At 75.8% G+C, this 14,327-nt stretch carries 15 protein-coding genes; 8 read left to right on the top strand and 7 right to left on the bottom strand.

The genetic code is table 11. From position 1 onward, the window contains the following. The coding region (locus ACI78S_RS24510) for a hypothetical protein (RefSeq protein WP_456977597.1) at window positions 1-537 on the bottom strand (537 nt) is incomplete at its 3' end. Window positions 538-777: 240 nt separating this feature from the next. On the opposite strand from ACI78S_RS24510, the gene ACI78S_RS24505 reads away from it, so the two are divergent. The 5 genes from ACI78S_RS24505 (at window position 778) to ACI78S_RS24485 (ending at window position 5,526) form a co-directional block, all read left to right on the top strand. Next, complete coding sequence (locus ACI78S_RS24505; RefSeq protein ID WP_456977596.1) at window positions 778-3,450, top strand: LuxR C-terminal-related transcriptional regulator; 2,673 nt, start codon at window positions 778-780, stop codon at window positions 3,448-3,450. A 95-nt stretch (window positions 3,451-3,545) separates the two neighbouring features. Then, window positions 3,546-3,884: a hypothetical protein gene (locus ACI78S_RS24500; protein WP_456977595.1), complete on the top strand. Its 339-nt coding sequence runs from the start codon at window positions 3,546-3,548 to the stop codon at window positions 3,882-3,884. Between the two features lie 137 nt (window positions 3,885-4,021). Further along, window positions 4,022-4,468 carry a DUF7144 family membrane protein gene (locus ACI78S_RS24495; RefSeq protein ID WP_456977594.1) on the top strand — a complete coding sequence of 149 codons (447 nt, stop codon included), beginning with the start codon at window positions 4,022-4,024 and terminating at the stop codon, window positions 4,466-4,468. Window positions 4,469-4,584: 116 nt separating this feature from the next. Further along, entirely contained in the window at window positions 4,585-5,070 is a 486-nt protein-coding gene (locus tag ACI78S_RS24490; protein WP_456977593.1) for a DUF6325 family protein, read from the top strand. Between the two features lie 225 nt (window positions 5,071-5,295). Beyond that, window positions 5,296-5,526, top strand: a complete 231-nt coding sequence (locus ACI78S_RS24485; protein ID WP_456977592.1) for a hypothetical protein — start codon at window positions 5,296-5,298, stop codon at window positions 5,524-5,526. Window positions 5,527-5,585: 59 nt separating this feature from the next. Here the strand turns inward: ACI78S_RS24485 and ACI78S_RS24480 are convergent, their stop codons facing one another. From ACI78S_RS24480 to ACI78S_RS24470, 3 genes are all read right to left on the bottom strand, one after another. After that, a complete protein-coding gene (locus ACI78S_RS24480) occupies window positions 5,586-6,992 on the bottom strand; it encodes an MFS transporter (RefSeq protein WP_456977591.1) in 1,407 nt (468 codons plus the stop codon). A 46-nt stretch (window positions 6,993-7,038) separates the two neighbouring features. Next, window positions 7,039-7,401: a carboxymuconolactone decarboxylase family protein gene (locus ACI78S_RS24475; RefSeq protein WP_456977590.1), complete on the bottom strand. Its 363-nt coding sequence runs from the start codon at window positions 7,399-7,401 to the stop codon at window positions 7,039-7,041. A 92-nt stretch (window positions 7,402-7,493) separates the two neighbouring features. Next, the gene (locus ACI78S_RS24470) at window positions 7,494-9,341 is read right to left on the bottom strand and encodes a glycoside hydrolase family 15 protein (protein WP_456977589.1); all 1,848 of its coding nucleotides are present in this window, start codon (window positions 9,339-9,341) and stop codon (window positions 7,494-7,496) included. A gap of 86 nt (window positions 9,342-9,427) precedes the next feature. Between ACI78S_RS24470 and ACI78S_RS24465 the strand changes: the two genes are divergently transcribed. Then, the gene (locus ACI78S_RS24465) at window positions 9,428-10,912 is read left to right on the top strand and encodes an SHOCT domain-containing protein (protein ID WP_456977588.1); all 1,485 of its coding nucleotides are present in this window, start codon (window positions 9,428-9,430) and stop codon (window positions 10,910-10,912) included. A 4-nt stretch (window positions 10,913-10,916) separates the two neighbouring features. Here the strand turns inward: ACI78S_RS24465 and ACI78S_RS24460 are convergent, their stop codons facing one another. Genes ACI78S_RS24460 through ACI78S_RS24450 form a run of 3 tightly spaced genes read right to left on the bottom strand, consistent with a single transcriptional unit; the run spans window position 10,917 to window position 13,359 of the window. After that, on the bottom strand, window positions 10,917-11,435 hold the full coding sequence (locus tag ACI78S_RS24460) for a potassium channel family protein (RefSeq protein ID WP_456977587.1): 519 nt from the start codon (window positions 11,433-11,435) through the stop codon (window positions 10,917-10,919). 20 nt (window positions 11,436-11,455) lie between these two features. Continuing rightward, window positions 11,456-12,883 (bottom strand): DUF2252 domain-containing protein, encoded by a 1,428-nt coding sequence (locus ACI78S_RS24455; protein WP_456977586.1) that lies wholly within the window; start codon window positions 12,881-12,883, stop codon window positions 11,456-11,458. Further along, window positions 12,877-13,359, bottom strand: a complete 483-nt coding sequence (locus ACI78S_RS24450) for a hypothetical protein (protein ID WP_456977585.1) — start codon at window positions 13,357-13,359, stop codon at window positions 12,877-12,879. Before ACI78S_RS24450 ends, ACI78S_RS24455 begins: the two co-directional genes overlap by 7 nt. 116 nt (window positions 13,360-13,475) lie before the next feature. Here ACI78S_RS24450 and ACI78S_RS24445 point away from each other — a divergent pair, with 116 nt between their 5' ends. Beyond that, the gene (locus ACI78S_RS24445) at window positions 13,476-14,042 is read left to right on the top strand and encodes an HdeD family acid-resistance protein (RefSeq protein ID WP_456977584.1); all 567 of its coding nucleotides are present in this window, start codon (window positions 13,476-13,478) and stop codon (window positions 14,040-14,042) included. Between the two features lie 28 nt (window positions 14,043-14,070). Then, on the top strand, window positions 14,071-14,327 hold a 257-nt coding region (locus ACI78S_RS24440; RefSeq protein ID WP_456977583.1), incomplete at its 3' end, for a hypothetical protein.

Below are 14,327 nucleotides of genomic sequence, written 5' to 3'. Positions count from 1 at the left end.
GCCCTGGACGTCGACGCGGTCGACGATGCCCTGGACGTCGACGCGGTCGACGATGCCCTGGACGTCGACGCGGTCGACGATGCCCTGGACGTCGACGCGGTCGACGATGCCCTGGACGTCGACGCGGTCGACGATGCCCTGGACGTCGACGCGGGCGACGACGGCGTCCACGTCCAGCGTCGCGGCCAGCCGGTCGAGGTCGACGTGCTCGCGGACGAGCGCCGTGACGTCGAGGCGGGAGAGGACCGCCCGGGTCACCTCGGGCACCGCCACGTCCGCGACCGCCGACAGCGCCCGGACGGCCGCCGACACCGGGTGCGCGAGCACCCGGCCGAGCGGGCCGCCGAGCGTCGCGTGGACCGAGGGGAGCCGGGGGAGGCGGGACCGGTGGCCGCGTGCGGCGGTCTCGGCCGCGTAGCGCACCAGCGCGGCGGCGACGGCCAGGACCGCGAGGGCGCCGTCGACGACGTCGTCCACGGGGGTGGGGTCCGGGCGCCCGGCGACGAGCGGCCGGACCTGCGGCTGCTCCGGGCTCACGGCCACGGTGGGCCGCACCGCGCTGGCAGGTTCATCCGGGCCTCCCGATCGGTCGCCACCGGTCAGGATCGCCGCCGCGGCCCGGGCTCCCCTCGTCCGCGGGGGGTGAGTCCGTCGCCGCCGGGCCGGAGGACCTTCGCCTCTGACCCCGGGGCCGCCCGGCTCGGCAGGCTCCTACGGGAACCGGAGCGTTTCGCGAGGTCCGAGAAGGCGCGGGGGAAGCGACCTGGAGGGCACCGCATGACCAGGCTGTCGGCGAGGGAGGAGCCGGTCCGGGAGATCGCCGAGACGTGGCGCGGAGGGCCGGCGCTGCTGGCCTCGAAGCTGGAGCCCGCCGACCTGGCGCACGCCACGGTGCCGCGCGAGCGGCTGCTCGGGGTGCTGAGCCGCGCCGTGCAGCGCACCTCCCTCACGCTGCTCAGCGGCCCGGCCGGTTCGGGCAAGACCGTCCTGGCCGCGTCGTGGCTGCGGGCCGGCGGCGTCGGCTGGCCGGCCGGCTGGATCACCCTGGACGAGTACGACGACGACCCGGCCACCTTCTGGAGCTACGTCGTCAGGGCGCTGGCCGACGCCGGCGTCCCCCTGTTCCGGACGCCGGATCTCGTCCCCGGCGAACCGCTCCCCGCCTGGCTCGTGCCGCAGCTGGCGGCAGACCTCGCCGCCGCGTCGCAGCCGGTGGTCCTCGTCCTGGACGACGCCGACCACCTCACCGACCGGTCGATCGCCGCCGGTCTGGACCTGCTGCTGCAGCACGCCGGCGGCCGGCTGCGGCTGGTGATCTGCGGGCGGGCCGACCCGCCGCTCCCGCTGCACCGCTACCGGCTGGCCGGCACGCTGTCGGAGGTCCGCGGCGACCAGCTGGCCTTCACCGCGGAGGAGACCCGCGAGCTCCTCGCCGCCATGGGCGTCCCCGTGTCGCCGGCCGTGGCCCGAGCCCTGTGCGCGGAGACGCAGGGCTGGGCGGTGGGCCTCCGGCTCGCCGCCGCGCCGCTCAAACAAGGCGTGCCGGCCGAGCACCTGGTGACGTCGCTGGCGCGCGACGACGGCAGCGTGGCCCAGTACCTGTTCGCGGAGGTGCTCGCGCGGCAGCCCGCCGGCGTGCGCCGCTTCCTGCTGCGCACCAGCGTGACCGACGAGCTCACGCCCGACCTCGTGGACCGGCTCGGCGGGCGGCCCAACGCCCGCCGCATCCTGACGGGGCTGGCCCACGCGAACGCCTTCGTCGAGCAGTCGGCCGAGGCGCCCGGGGGCTTCCGCATCCACCCCCTGTTCCGCGAGATGCTGCAGGCGCAGCTGGCCTACGAGCGCCCGGGGGAGGTCGCCCGCCTCCACCGGGCGTGCGCCGCCGCGTACGCCGAGGCCGGCCGCTCCGCCGAGGCCGTCGAGCACGCGATGGCCGCGGAGGACTGGGCGTTCGTCGTCCACCTCCTGGTCGACGACCTCCAGGTGACGCGCGTGCTGGCGCACGGGGGCGACCCCGCGCTGCGGGGGCTGCAGGCGCTGCCGGCCGCCTTCCCCGGACCGGAGGCCGCGGTCATCCGGACGGCCACCGCGCTGGCGGCCGGCCGGACGCCCCGGCCGGCCGATCTGCGGGCCGCGGCCGCCGCGCGGGACGGGGGCGACCGGCCGGCCCTGCGCGTGTCGGCGGCGCTCACCTGCCTCCTCGCGCAGGACGGGGGGGACACCGACCCGGCGGCCGTGGTCGCGCGGGCCGACGCCGCCGCGGCGCTGGTCGCGCTGCTGCCCGACCCGGACCGCCGGGAGCGCCGGGAGTGCCTCGCGCTGATCAGCGGCCAGCGGGCGTTCGCGGCGCTGCGCACCGACGCCGCCGCCGAGGAGGTCCTCGCCGGGCTGCGCGCCGCGGCGGCCGCCGCCGCGACGGCCTCGGCCCGGCAGCTGCGCGGCCGCGCCGTCGCGCACGTGGCGCTGCTGGAGGCGCTGCAGGGGCACCTCGAGCGCGCCGCGCACCTCGCCGCGGAGGCCGACGCGCTCGCCGCCGAGGAGGGCCGGGACGAGCCCGACCGCGAGCCGGCCGCGGCGACCGCGCTGGCCTGGGTGCACCTGCGCCGGTACTCGCTGGTGGAGGCGCGCGAGTGGCTGGGGCGGGCACGGGCCCGGAGGCCCGACCCGGGGGCGGTGGTCCTCGACCCGCTGCTGGCCGTCCTGCAGTGCCAGCTGCTGCGGTTGCGGCACGAGTACGACCCGGCCGCCGCGTGCCTGGAACCGCACCTGCGCGGGGCCCGGCTGCCGCGGTGGGTCGCGGAGCAGGTGGTCACCGAGGTGGTCCGGCTCGCCGTCGCCCGCGGCCACGTCCGCGAGGGGCTGCGGATCCTCGCCGACGCGGGCGGGGACGAGCCGTGGGGACGGCGCCTGCGGGCGACGGTGGAGCTGCTCTCGGGGGAGGCGGCCGGGGAGCCGGCGCCGGAGGACCGCTCGGGCCCGCTGGCCGCGGTGGTCGACTCCCTCGTCGTCCGCGCGTGCCAGCTGATGGAGGCCGGGCGCGCGCCGGCCGCCGCCGAGGAGCTCGCCGACGCGCTCGACCTGGCGCGGCCGGAGCTGCTCCGCTGGCCGTTCCTCGACACCCCGCCCCAGGTGCGGGTGCTGCTGCGCTCGCACCCGCGGCTGCACGGCCTCGGCGAGTGGCTGAACCCCGCCGTGACCGGCGGGGCGGCCCGGACCCGGGGCGCCGACCGCGCGCGGCAGGAGACGCCCGACGTCGTCCAGGAGCTCAGCGAGCGGGAGCTCGAGGTGCTGCGCCACCTCGCGGAGATGCTGTCCACCGCGGAGATCGCGGCGACGATGTTCATCTCGGTGAACACGGTCCGCACGCACATCCGCAGCATCCTGCGCAAGCTCGCGGTGACCCGGCGCAACCAGGCCGTCCGACGGGCCAGGGAGCGCGGCATCCTCTGACGCCGGCCCCTCTCATGCGCGGTGGGGGAGGCGGCCGGGGCGCGGGGCCGGGCAGGGTCGTGCCGTCGTGGAGGTGCGGCGGAGGGAGCGGGCCGATGGCGAGGACACGGGTCCGGTTCGAGCTCCGGGTCGCGACGGTGGTCGGGCCGGCCGCGCTCGCCACGTTCCGGGTGCCCGTGAGCCCCACCGCCGTGCCGCGCCGCACGGTGTACCGGTTGCGCGTACCCGCCGACCGCGACCTCCCCGAGGTCGTCCACCGGCTGACCGCGCGGGACGTCGAGGTGCTGGAGATCCGCCGGTGCGACGACGTGCCGCCCCGCCGGCCGGCCCCCGCCCGGCACGAGCCGCAGGGCGATCCCGGGACCGGTGGTGCCCGCGTCGTCCCCCTGCGCCGGGCCGGGCCGCCGCGGCCCGACCCGCGGCCGGCCGGCTGAGGGCGGGCGCCCGACCCCGCCGTGCGGGGGAGCCCGATCATGCGCGGCGGACGATGCCGGGGCGGTCGCGGGCGCAGCACAGTGCCGATCACCACCACCACGCGGGCACGCACCGGTCCGTTCGAGGAGGACAGCTGATGACCGACACCTCGCACCGCAGCAGTTCCGACGTCGACCAGCCCTACGGCCCGGCCCCCACGGCGTGGGCCGGCTGGGTGGTGTTCGCCGGCGTCATGCTGATCATGCTCGGGGCCTTCCAGATCATCGAGGGCCTCGTCGCCCTGTTCGACGACGGCTTCTACCTCGTGGGCCGGGAGGGCCTCGTGGTGAACGTCGACTACAACACGTGGGGCTGGGTCCACGTCGTCGTCGGCGTCGTCGGCGTCCTCGCCGGGCTGGGGCTCCTGGCCGGCAACATGGTCGCCCGGGTCGTCGGCGTGATCGTGGCCTTCCTGAGCGCGCTGGTGAACCTCGCGTTCCTCGCCGCGTACCCGGTCTGGTCCGTCATCATGATCACGATCGACGTCGTCGTGATCTACGCGATCGTCGTCCACGGCAAGGAGCTCAAGGGCTACTACCGCTGACCGCTCGTCCGAGGGTGCCCGTCCCCGTCCGGGGCGGGCACCCTCGCGCGTCGGCCGCGCGGATCGTCCGGGCCGGGTGAGGGGCGCGGGGCGGGCGCGGGGGGACGGTGAGCGCCATGACCGCAGACCTCCAGCACGCCCCCGACCTCGACGAGATGGGGCCGGTCGACTACCTCGTCGTGGCCTTCCCGACCGACCGCATGACCGGTGAGGCCCTGCCGCTCCTCGTCGACCTGGTCGACCGGGGCATCATCCGCATCCTCGACCTCGCCTTCCTGCGCAAGGACCACGACGGGACCGTCACGACGCTCAGCCACGTCGACCTCGAGCGCATGCAGGTGCTGGAGGCGGCGCTGTTCGACGGGGCGGCGTCCGGGCTGCTCGGTCCCGACGACATCGCCGAGGCGGCGGCCGCGCTGGACCCGGGGACGGCGGCCGGCGTGCTGGTGTACGAGAACGCGTGGGCCAGGCCCTTCGCCGCGGCGCTGCGCCGCTCCGGCGGGCGGCTCGTGGGGGCCGGCCACATCCCCGTGCAGGCGCTCGTGGCCGCCCTCGACGCGCTCGAGGCCGAGGAGCGGGCCGGCGCGCAGCCCGTGGGCTGACCGCGTCACGGCCGGCGCGGCTCCCACCCCGGCCCTGTGGCGGCCCACTCCTGCGCTCACCGGCGCACCGGTGCGCCTCGCGGACCACGGTCGTCGCCGTCGCGGCGCGGACCAGAGGCCACATCATCCCCCGAGGGGGAGGCCCCCGGGTGCGCTCCGGCGGCAGGCTCGGCACCGGATCCGACGCCTCCGCCAGACGGTGTCCCGGCGGAAGGAGCAGCCGCGATGGGACGACAGGTGTACGAGCTGCGCGTGCGCGGGCCCGTCCCGGCCGACCTCCTCGACGAGATCGGCGCCGAGGACCTCGGCGAGGAGCCGCCCCTGACCATCCTGCGCACCGAGCCGACCGACCAGCCGGGCCTGCACGGGGTGCTCCAGCGGCTGCGCAGCCTGGGGCTGGACCTGATCGAGGTGCGGACGACGGGGCCGGGCACGTACGACGACGTCCCCACCTGACGAGCCCCACCTCCCCTGACGAGCCCACCTCCGCCCGCCGCGGGCCGGGCGGCAACCCGTCAGGAGGCGGGCTGCCGCCTCCGCTGGTGGGGGAGCAGGAACGCGGCGACCCACCCGACCAGGGCGAAGCCGCCGAGCACCACGAGCGAGGTGCCGTACGGGGTGCCGCTCGCGGCGGCGACGAGCACGGAACCGGCGACGGCCACGCCCAGCGACGACCCCAGGTTGCTCACGCTGCGGGAGACGCCGGAGATGTCGCCCTGGACCCCCTCCGGCCAGGCCGACTGCACGACGTTGACCGACGCCGTCAGCATTGCCCCCACGCCGAAGCCCATGAGGAACAGGCCGGGCCAGAACGTCCAGTTGGCCGACTGCTCGCGGGAGAGCACCAGCAGCAGGAGGAGACCGACGACGGTCAGCGTGAAGCCGGCCCGGATGAGCAGCCGCTGCGGGTGCCGGCTGGCCATGCGCTGGGCCATGGCCGACGACAGCAGGATGCCGATCGTGGCCGGGATGAGCATGAGGCCGGTCTCGATGGCGGAGTAGCCCCGCTCCTGCTGCAGGAACACCGAGATGACGAAGAACGCGCCCTGCAGGACCAGCCACTGCACGGTCTGGGTGAGCAGGCCCAGGTTCGACGTGCGGTTGCGGAACAGCGCGGGCGACACCAGCGGCGTCCGGCCGCGCCGCTCGCGGGTCTGGACGTAGAGGAAGAACAGGCCCAGCACCAGGCCGCCGGACGCGACCAGGATCCACACCCTGGCCGATCCCCAGCCCTCGGTGCCGGTCTGCAGGACCCCGTACACGACCAGGAACAGCCCGGCCGCCGACAGGACGGCGCCGAACAGGTCGAAGCGGGGCCGCTGCGCGGGCAGCGGCGGGTCGTCGATGCGGCGGGCCAGCAGCGCGATCGCGGCCACGACGAGCACCTGCAGCAGGAACGACGCCCGCCAGCTGACGTAGCTGGTGATCAGGCCGCCGATCAGCGGGCCCGCGGCCGACCCGAGCCCGGCGGCGCCGCTCACGACGCCGAACCACTTGGCCCGGGTCCTCACGTCGTCGAAGACGACGGTGATGAGGATGTAGATGGGCGGGATGAGCAGCGCCGACCCGATGCCCTCCAGCAGCGAGTAGCCGATCGTCAGCATCCCGAGGCCCTGCGCCAGCGCGGCCAGCAGCGCGCCGGCGCCGTAGACGACCAGGCCGAGGATGAAGCAGAACCTGCGGCCCCAGATGTCGGTGAGCTTGCTGCCCGGGATCATCAGCGCCGCCATCGTCAGCGTGAACAGCGTGATGGTGGTCTGGATCCCGGAGACGTCGGTGCGGAGGTCGTCGGCGATCGTGCTGATCGCGACGTTCATGTTCGACGCCGCGTAGCTGGCGATGAACTGCGCGAGGGCGAGCGGCAGGACGACGGCCCCCGCCGTCGCCACCGCCGCGCCGCTGCCGGCGCCGGTCCTGGTCATGGGTGCTCCTCCCGGGCGGATCGGCGTCGGCCGGCGGCTCGGCGGGTCAGGACGTGCGCTGCTCGGGGATCGCCTCGGCCAGCGCCTCGACGCCCAGGAGGGCGCGCAGGATGTTGCCCGCCGCGGCGGTGATGCGCGGGGTGCCGACCAGCGGGGCGATGGCGACGAGCACCGACTGCGCCCGCTCGGCGGTGACGCCGGCCTCGGCCGCGGCGCCGAGGCTGACCGCGTAGGAGGCGGGCGGGGCGTCGAGGGCGACCAGCACGGCCAGCCGCACGAGCACGTAGGTCTCCGGGTCCAGGCCGGAGCGCTCCAGCGCGTCGAGGTTCATGGCGAGCACGGTCTCGATCACGGGGGCATCGCCCTGGGCGAGGGGGCCGAGGGCGGAGTCGGGGGCGGTCTGCGTCATGGGTTCCTCCTGCGAGCGGGACGGACGGCGACCAGCCTGGGAAGCCGGCCGCCGCCCGTCGTCACCCCCGGGGGACGATGCGCCCGCCGTCGTCAGCGCGGCGGGCGGCCGTCGAGCGCGGCGTCGAGGGTGACCGCGGCGTCGATCAGGGCCAGGTGCGTGAACGCCTGCGGGAAGTTGCCGATCTGCTCACCGGTGAGGGCGATCTCCTCGGAGTACAACCCCACGTGGTTGCCGTAGGTGAGCATCTTCTCGAAGGCGGTCCGGGCGTCGTCGGTCCGGCCGGCGCGGGTGAGCGCGTCGACGTAGGCGAACGTGCAGAGGGAGAACGTGCCCTCCGAGCCGCGCAGGCCGTCCGGGGACGCCTCCGGGTCGTAGCGGTAGACGAGGCTGTCGGTGACCAGCTCGCCGTCCATCGCCCGCAGCGTCGACTCCCACATCGGGTCGCGGCCGTCGACGAAGCCGACCGTCGGCATGCGCAGCAGCGCCGCGTCGAGGACGTCGGTGTCGTAGTGCTGGACGAACGCGCCCCGGCTGCGGTGGAAGCCGCGCTCCATGACCTGCCGGTAGATCTGGTCGCGCTCGCCGGTCCACCGCTCCAGCCGTGCCGGCCGGCCGTGCTCGGTGGCCAGCCGGATGCCGCGGTCGAAGGCCACCCAGCTCATCACCCGCCCGTAGGTGAACGGCTGCCGGCCGCCGCGGGTCTCCCAGATGCCCTCCTCGGGCTGGTCCCAGTTGTCGGCGAGCCAGTCGAGGACCCGGCCGATCGCCGTCCAGCCCTGGGCGGGCAGCGGCAGGCCGGCCCGGACGGCGGAGCACATGCTGTCCAGCGCCTCGCCGTAGATGTCGAGCTGCAGCTGCTCGGCGGCGCCGTTGCCGACGCGCACCGGCGCCGAGCCCCGGTAGCCGCGCCAGTGGTCGAGCACGTCCTCCTTGAGCTCGGAGGAGCCGTCGATCCGGTACATGATGTTCAGCGGCCCGCTGTCGCTGTCCAGCCGCTCGCGGATCCGGTCACCCATCCACCGTCCGAACTGCGCCGCCTCCTCGACCATCCCCAGCCGCAGCAGGGCGTGCACCGAGAACGACGCGTCGCGCACCCAGGTGTAGCGGTAGTCCCAGTTGCGCTCGCCGCCGACCTGCTCGGGCAGCGCGGCCGTCGGCGCGGCGACGATGCCGCCGGTGGGCGCGTAGGTCATCAGCTTGAGCGTGATCGCCGAGCGCTGGACGTCCTCCCGCCAGCGGCCGACGTAGGCGGAGCGGCCGACCCACGACCGCCAGAAGGCGACGGTGCGGTCGAGGAGGTCCTTCACCTCGGCGAAGCGGATCTCAAGCGGCGGTCCCTCGGCGGCCGACTCGAGCACGACGCCGCGGGACTGGCCCGCGGTCAGCTCGACGCGGATGTGCGCGTCGCCGTCGGTCAGCTGCCCCGTGCCCACCCGGGCGTCGTCCGGCTCGCGGACGACGTGGAAGGTCAGCCGCTGCCCGTTCGCGGAGAACACGGCGCCGTGGTCGGTGATGTCCACCTGGTGCCGCTGCCGGCCGTAGTCGAACCGGGGGGACAGCTCGACCTCGAAGGCCATCCGGCCGCGGACGCAGTCGAGGATGCGCACGATCCGGTGGGTGTCCGTCGCGGCGGCCCCGGCCGGGGGCATGAAGTCGACCACCTGGCCCATGCCCTCCGAGGTGAAGAACCGGGTGACGAGGACGGCCGTGTCGGGGAGGTACATCTGCTTGGAGGTGTACGCGGTCCCGGACGGGCGGATCCGGAACCGCCCGCCGCGCTCGTCGTCGAGCAGGGCGCCGAACACGCTGGGGGAGTCGAAGCGGGGACAGCAGAACCAGTCGATCGACCCGTCGGTGGTGACGAGCGCGGCGGTCTGCAGGTCGCCGATCATCCCGTGATCGGCGATCTCGGTCTCGAGCGGAACGGTCTGGGTCATGCGGCGACGCTCGCGGCGGCCGGTGGCGGGCACATCGTCCCCCGGGGGTGATGAACCCGGTCCGCCCCGGCGGTGACCGTGGTGGCATGCGCCGATTCGCGACCGGGGTGCTCGTCCTGGTGAGCGCGCTCGCCGTGCTGCTGGCGAGCACGTCCCTCTGGACGCGCCGGCACGTGATCAACACGCAGGTCTTCGTCGCCACCGTCGGGACGACGCTCGACCTCCCGGCCGTCGAGGCCCGGATCACCGAGCAGGTGACCGCGACCGTCATGGGGGTCCAGGAGGTGCGGGACGCGATCGACGACGCCGTCGCGGCGCTGCCCGACCGCCTCCAGCGGTTCCAGGGGACCGTGGAGGAGGGCATCGCCTCGCTGGTGTCGGCCGGGGTGCAGCGGCTGCTCTCGGAGGACCCGTTCCGCCCGCTCACCGCGGCCGCGCTGACCTCGGCGCAGACCCAGCTGGTCAACGGCGAGCCGGTGCAGTTCACGCTGGGCCAGGCCAAGGAGCGGGTGCCGGAGTCGCTGCAGGACGGCATCGCCGGTCAGGTCCTCGACCTGCTGCCCGACGACGTCGGCGTGACGCTCCTGACCTCCGCGGAGGCCCCGCAGGTCTACGACGCGGTCGACCTGCTGGAGTCGGTGTGGTGGTGGCTCGGCCTGCTCGCGCTGGTCGGCCTGGTGGGCGCGCTCGCGGTCTCCCGGCACCGCCGGGGGACGCTGCGGGCCTGGGCCGTGACGACGACGGTGCTCCTGCTGCTGCTCCTGATCGCGCTGCGGGTGGCGCGGGGGCGGGTGGTCGTCGCGGCCCGCCCGGAGAACCGCGACGCCGTCGGTGCCGTCTACGACGTGCTCGCGGCGAGCCTGCGCTCGTGGACCCTCTGGCTGCTCGGCGCCGTCCTGCTCGTGCTCGTGCTGACCCTCGCCTGGGGACGGCTCGGGGTCGTCGCGGCCGTGCGGCGCGGCGCCGCGGCGACGCGCGCCCAGCTGCAGCAGCGGCGGGAGGAGCGGCGGCCGGCGCAGGCGGCCGCCGACGGCGCCGAGCCTCCCGCCGAGCCGTGGACCCGCCGCGTCGCCGCCGGCACGAGGGCGTTCGCCGCCGGCCTGGAGCTGCCGGCGCGGACCGAGCGGGCGGGTGGGTTCGCCCGCGAGCACGAGCGGTCCGCGCGCTGGCTCGGCATCGCCGTCGGCGCCGTCGTCCTGCTCTTCTGGCCGTCGCCGACCCTGTCGGTGCTGATCTGGATCGTGGCCCTGGTCGCCCTCTACCTCGGCGCGCTCGCCTGGCTGGTCGGCCGCGCGCCGGAGCCGGCCCCGGCGGAGCCTCCCGGTCCCGCGCCGCTGGTCCCGGCACCGCGGCCGGCCGTCGACGGCGTGCTCGTGCCCGCGGGCGTCGGCGGGGCCGGCGCGGCGCAGCACGCGGCGGAGCCGCTGGTGCCGGCGGCGCTGACGCCGGAGGCGATCTCCACGCTCAACGGCCGGCTCGACCTGCTCGTCCGGCTGGGCGCCGCCCGGGACGCCGGCGTCCTCACCGACGAGGAGTTCCACCGCGAGAAGGGCCGGCTGCTCGGCGTGTGACCCCTCAGGGGGCGTGCTCGGCGCGCTGCCGCCGGGCGTGGTCCACGGCGGCCAGGAAGACCTTGAGGACCAGGCCGATGAGCACCAGGTCGCCGATCATCTGCGCGGTCGTGAGCAGCCGCGCCACCTGGCTGACCGGGGCGATGTCGCCGAAACCCACCGTCGCGAAGACGGTGACCACGAAGTAGACGCCGTCGGTCCGGTCGACCGGCTCGGTGAAGGCGGCCGGGTCGGTGCTGGAGAGCACCACGTACGCGGCGGCGAAGAGGAGGAGGAACAGCGGGAGGGTCAGCGCGGTCGCCTCCACCGCGCGCAGCGCGGGATGCTGGGAGCGCAGGATCGCGCGCGCCTGCCAGCCGACCAGCAGGCCGAGGACGACCACGCCGGCTGCGAGCGCGGCGAGCGTCCCGACGCTGAAGTCGCGGTCCAGCGGCAGGGCGGAGTAGAGGACCAGCAGCGCGGCGGTGGTCCCCGCGGCCCGGACCAGGCCGAGGACCAGCGAGCGCCGGTGGGGCCCGTCCACGGACCGGCTCCCCGGCCGGCTCAGAGGTCGGACCGGGCCCGGACCCGGCCCGCCGCGGCCGCGTCGGCGAGCCGGCGGTGGTCGTCGTCGTTGACGTCGGCGTAGGCCTCGCCGAAGTCGGCCACCGCGTGCTCGAACGCCGAGGAGGTGCCGAGGTAGCCGGCGATCGCGATCCGGTCGCCGGAGCGCGCGTGGGCGCGGGCCAGGCACCAGCCGCACAGCTCGCCGTAGCGCAGCAGGCCCTGCGGGCGCAGCTCCTCGATCTCGATCGACCCCTTCCAGTCCCGCAGCTGCCGGACGTAGAAGTCGCGCGCGACCCCGTCGATCCCGGTGCTCCGCTGCCAGCCGAGGAAGATGTCGCTGGCCTGCTGCATCAGGCGCTGGCCGGCCACCACCCGCTGCCCCTGGTTGCTGTAGCGGCTCCTGCCCACGAACTCGGCGTGCACCGAGGGACCGGCCTCCTTGACCTGCAGCAGCAGGGGGTCGTCCTGGTCCCGGCCGACGAGCAGGATCACCCAGCAACGGGTGCCGACGCTGCCCACCCCGACCACCTTGCGCGCCATGTCGACGAACGCGTACCGCTCGAGCAGGGTGCGCCGGTCGGCCTGCAGCGACCCGCGGTACTGCCGGACCAGGTCGCGGAACGACTCGGCGAACCGCTGGAACTCGGCGTCGTCGACCAGGTCGCGCAGCGGCACGACCAGCGGCGCCTCGGGGCGGATCCGCAGCTGCCCGTCGACGACCTCGGTGAGCTTGCCGAACGCCTGCAGCGTGTCGCGCGTGCGCGCCCGGGCCAGCGCCCGCGCCAGCCGCTTGCGCGGGCCGGGGTCCAGCTGCGGCGAGAGCTCGGTGAGCAGCTCGTCGGCGTCGACGCGCGAGTACCAGACGTCGATCTCCCGGGCGGCGGCGAACTCGGCCATCGCGGTCCGGTAGCGCGCCCCGGCGGCGACGGCGATCGCCCGCCGCTGCTTCTTTCCGAGGCCCTTCTGCCGCGCGGCGACGACCAGGCTGGCGACCAGCCGCTTGACGTCGTGCTCGAACGGGCCGGGCAGCGTCTCGTCGAAGTCGTTGGCGTCGAAGACCAGCCGGCGTTCGGGGGAGCCGAAGAGCCCGAAGTTGGACACGTGGGCGTCGCCGCACATCTGGGCGGTCAGGCCCGACCGCGGCGCACCGGCGAGGTCGGCGGCCATGACCCGGGCGGCGCCGCGGTAGAACGCGAAGGGCGACTGCAGCATGCGGCCGTAGCGGATCGGACCGAGCTCGGGGAGCCGGTCGGTGGCCTGCTCCTCGAGCAGCGCGAGCGCGTCCACCGACGCCGTCCGCCCCACCTCGGCGTGCGCCTCGAGCGGGACGGCGGCGCGCAGCGCCTTGCCCGCCGCGTGCCGCTCCCTGGGCGTCGTGGGGGGTGCGGTCCGCGGGGCCGGGATCACCGGGGTCGTCGTCAGCACGTCGAGCTCACCTCGTCCACGAGTCCGTCGGCGCTTTGGAGGAAGGTGCCGACGGCGGTGGCCGCGGCGGAGAGCGAGGAGGCCGACGGGTCCGAACCCGCCGCGGAGATCGCCGACTGCACGGCGTCGGCGTCGGACCGGACCGTGTCGACCTGGGAGGAGAACTGGTCCCCGAGCGCGCCCGTGAACGACGACCAGGCGTCCTGGACCGTCGTCCACGCCGACTGCAGCGAGCTGAGCCCGTTCTGCACGACCTGCACGTCGCCGAGCGCGCTGAGCGAGGCGCGCATGTCGTCCGCCTCCGCGCAGACGTCGGCGGACGAGGAGGTCTGCGAACCCCGGGAAGACGACGACGCCGACGCGCTCGAGGTCGCCGACACGGTGCCGTCGTCCGAGCCCGAGGAGCAGGCGGCCGGCCCGAGGACCGCCAGGGCGAGCGCGACGGTGGTGGCCGCGGTGCGGAGGGACCGGCTCATGCCCCGACCGTGTCGGTGCGGGCCGCGCGCCGCGTCATCCGCAGGGGGTGAGGTCGCCGGTCGGTCCGGGCGCGAGTCTCGTCGAACGAGCTCATCCGTGCGGGGAGGACCCGAACATGACCGCGAACGTCTCCAGCCCCTACGCCGGAGCCGCCCCGAGCAGGAGCGGTGGCCTGCGCGTGGCCGTCGGGTTGCTCGGTCTCGCGGCGCTGGTCGTCGGGGTCGTCCTGCTGTTCGACCCGGCGGCCGCGGCGCGCAGCCTCGCGTGGCTGGTCGGCATCTCCCTCGTGGTCGGCGGGCTGCTGGAGTTCGCCGTCGACCGGTCCACCGGTCACCGCGGGGCCACCCTCCTGCTGGGCGGCGTCCTGGTGGTCGGCGGCGTGCTCGCCGTCGTCTGGCCGGGGGTCACGCTGTGGACGCTGGCCCTGATCACCGGGCTGTCGCTCGTCGTCCACGGCGCCGCGCGGGTCGGGCTGGCGGTGGTCGGGCGACGGGAGGTCGACGGCTGGGGCTGGCTGCTCCTGGCCGGCGCGGTCAACCTGCTCGTCGGCGTGGTGGCGATCGCCTGGCCGGCGGCCACGGTCCTGGTCCTCTCGCTGGTCCTCGGCGCGCAGGTCGCCGCCTTCGGTCTGCTCCTGCTCATCGCCGCCTTCCGGCACACCGACGCGCGCATCGGCGCGTGAGCCCCTTCCTCCGGACGGGAGACCCGACATGCCCGGACTGCTCCGCGGGATGGCCCGCACCGCCGTCGTGGCCGGTACCGCCACGGCCGTGTCCAACCGCGTCTCCCGGCGCCAGGCCAACCGGTGGGCGAGCCAGCAGGCCCGCGCCGCCCCGGAGCCGCAGTACACGGAGCCGGAGCCGCAGTACGCCGCGCCGGCGCCGGCGGCGGCGCGGCCCGCCCCGACACCCCACCAGGCCCCCCTCCGCCACCAGGGCCCGCATCAACACAACTCCCAGAACTTCCA

Source organism: Geodermatophilus sp. SYSU D00815 (genome assembly GCF_054050035.1).
This window is presented reverse-complemented; position numbering and strand designations above follow the sequence as displayed.